General features: G+C 51.0%; 3 protein-coding genes and 1 tRNA gene. 1 reads left to right on the forward strand and 3 read right to left on the reverse strand.

All coding sequences use genetic code 11. The features are described 5' to 3' along the window. Positions 1-411 (forward strand): Holliday junction resolvase RuvX (gene ruvX, locus MR847_RS08085; RefSeq protein WP_287723472.1); only part of this gene is annotated, 411 nt, incomplete at its 5' end. A 1-nt stretch (position 412) separates the two neighbouring features. Here the strand turns inward: ruvX and MR847_RS08090 are convergent. From MR847_RS08090 to MR847_RS08100, 3 genes are all read right to left on the reverse strand, one after another. Beyond that, positions 413-1,432, reverse strand: coding sequence for a fibrobacter succinogenes major paralogous domain-containing protein (locus tag MR847_RS08090; protein WP_287723473.1), 1,020 nt, complete (start codon positions 1,430-1,432; stop codon positions 413-415). Between the two features lie 153 nt (positions 1,433-1,585). Then, positions 1,586-1,669, reverse strand: a tRNA-Leu gene (locus tag MR847_RS08095). 122 nt (positions 1,670-1,791) lie between these two features. Beyond that, the coding region (locus tag MR847_RS08100) for an ammonium transporter (RefSeq protein WP_287723474.1) at positions 1,792-2,663 on the reverse strand (872 nt) is incomplete at its 5' end.

The raw sequence follows: 2,663 nt of genomic DNA on the forward strand, positions 1-2,663 counted from the left end.
GTGAATTATTTAGGCATTGACTACGGTGAACATCGCGTCGGGATTGCTTTTGCGGATTCCGAAATGAAGTGGGCGTTTGCCCGTGAAACAATCGATCAGAAGAAGACCGACCTGATGACGCGCCTTTCCGAACTCGTCAAATTGAATAAAATTGACATTTTTGTAGTCGGCATGCCGTACCGCCCCGACGGAAGAAAGGACGGCAAGAACGTGGTCGTCGAAGAATTTGTGCGTAAATTGGCGGAACGCTTTCCCGAAATTCCGATCAAGACGGAAGACGAAGCCTATACGTCGGTTGCCGCCTTGCAGGAAACGAGTTACCTGAAAAAGAAAAAGAAGCAGCAGGACAAGGGCCTTGTGGACCGCCTGGCCGCCCAGCACATTTTGCAATCTTACTTGGACAACTGCTGATTTAGTCCATTAAGCAACGAATAGAAAAGCCATTACGCCGATCGGGAGTCACTAAGGAGGCTTTTCTATCTCGATTGTTTAAATGTATGGCGTCCGAGTAGTAGAGAGTGCCTGCGGTCGTAGAAGTCCAGAAAGAAGTCGATTCCCTGACATCCCCAAAATTACCGAGTTCGCCGCTGTAGTGTCCTGCTGGAAGAGCGGAAAAACCATAATCATCGGTGCCTTTTTGGGAAGCCCATGGAATCCAGTCATCGGTTGCCATGAGTAAGTTTCCCGTTGTAGATAGGATAATGCCCGAGTTAGAAATGCCGCCAATGGCGCTTAGCAATGTTTTCCATTCGGGCCATGAAGGAAGGTGATATCCGTGGGGGCAAATTCCAGGAACGGTATCCGGAAGGGCGCTACAGAGATAGTGATAACCGCAATTAATGCCGTTTGCATCATACAGGGCTACGGAATCGATGGCGGCCGCCCAGGAGTAAAGACGACCGTACTTTTTGCAATAAGAGGAGTCGTTCTCGTAACACCAACTTTTGCCCACAAGGCTTGGCGTGTTGACGCTGTCGGAGTAATTGAGGTTTTCCGCCATCCAGGTCTGTTCTCCGATCTTCACGGTCTTGTAAACCTTGCCGTCTCGTTTATCCGTAAAGGAACCCTTTACCACGGTGGAAGGATCGACGGCTACGATCGCGTTAGAAGAGGAACTTGTTGGGGAACTTGAAGAAAGAATTTCTGCTTCAGAAGAACTGCTGGAAATCGCGCTAGAAGAACTGCTTTGGACGGTACGCGAGGAGCTGCTGCGGATGCATCCGTCGGAACTGGTTGGAATAGATTCGCTGGAACTGCTTTGGGAGAAGCTAGAGACGCCGTTTGGGAGGGTGGATGAAGAACTGCTTTGGAGAATGCTCGAAGAAGAATCGGAAAAATCGCTGTGGCTAGGAGCACTTGTATTTTCGTCACAGGCGATCAAAAAAAGTAGCAGACCAATCCATAGCACAACCGATTTTTTTTCTAAAAGCATAGGACCTCCTATATTTTTGATGAATGATAGAAAAATGGTGAAAAAGGTCTATCGGAAACCACGAAGTGTTCGAAATGGAGGAAGGTCTCAGTGGATGGTAATGTATGATGTCAAAAAACAAAAGCTCCGATTCGATCATGAATCAGAGCTTTATGCGGTCGGACAGACTTGAACTTTCAAGCGATTGCTCGCACTAGCACCTCAAGCTAGCGTGTCTACCAATTCCACCACGACCGCGTTTGAATTGGTTACGGGCGACAATATAGAATAAAATCTGAATTTTGTCAAAGGAAATCGTAAAAAAAGACGCTCGCTTTCGCGAGCGCCTTTGCGCTAGAACAACCTGACTCTTGGCGGTATCAGGTGTTACTGAAAATTTGGAATCCACCGTAAGATTCTTGTGCGTGTTCGCTCAAGTCGAGACCACGGAGTTCTTCCTTCTCGCTCACGCGGAGACCCATCGTCTTCTTGATCACGAGGAAGATGGCGCAGGCAGCGAGGAAGCACGGAATCGCGTAAACGATCACTCCGATGCTCTGGGTGAGAACGCTGAAGCGTCCGGTGTAATCGAAGATGCCCACGGCGATCGTGCCCCAGATACCGTTCACGAGGTGAACCGAAAGAGCACCGACTGGGTCGTCCAAACGGAGCTTTTCAAAGAGGAAGACCGCAAGGACAACCAGCACGCCTGCAATGGCGCCGATGATCCAGGAGCTGAGCGGAGAAACCGTGTCAGCTCCGGCGGTAATCGCAACGAGGCCCGCCAAGCAACCGTTCAAAGCCATCGTGGCATCCGGCTTCTTCGAAATGATCCAGGAAGTAGCCGTAGCGGTGATGATGCCTGCAACAGCGGCGAGGTTTGTCGTCACCAAGATGAGTGTGACATCGAACGGATTTCCGCTCAGAGCAGAACCACCGTTGAATCCCCACCAGCCGAACCACAGGATGAACACGCCGATTGTGGCGAGCGGAATGTTGTGAGCCGGGATAGCGTGAGACTTGCCGTTTACATACTTGCCAAGACGCGGTCCAAGGATGATTACGCCGGCGAGAGCGCCCCACCCACCCACGGAGTGCACGAGTTCAGAACCGGCGAGGTCGTGGAACACGTGACCGAAATGCGTTGCAAGGAAGCCGTCTTCAGCGCCGAGCCAGCCGCCGCCCCATGTCCAGGAACCTACGATCGGGTAGACGAAGGCGACGTATACAAGCGTGAACACGAGGAAAGAAC

Source organism: Hallerella sp. (assembly GCF_022776125.1).
Lineage (GTDB): Bacteria > Fibrobacterota > Fibrobacteria > Fibrobacterales > Fibrobacteraceae > Hallerella > Hallerella succinigenes.

What these genes read in the sequence shown, in the direction of transcription:
- MR847_RS08090 (WP_287723473.1), bottom strand. Translation starts at nt 1,432, where the DNA reads ATGCTTTTAGAAAAAAAATCGGTTGTGCTATGGATTGGTCTGCTACTT.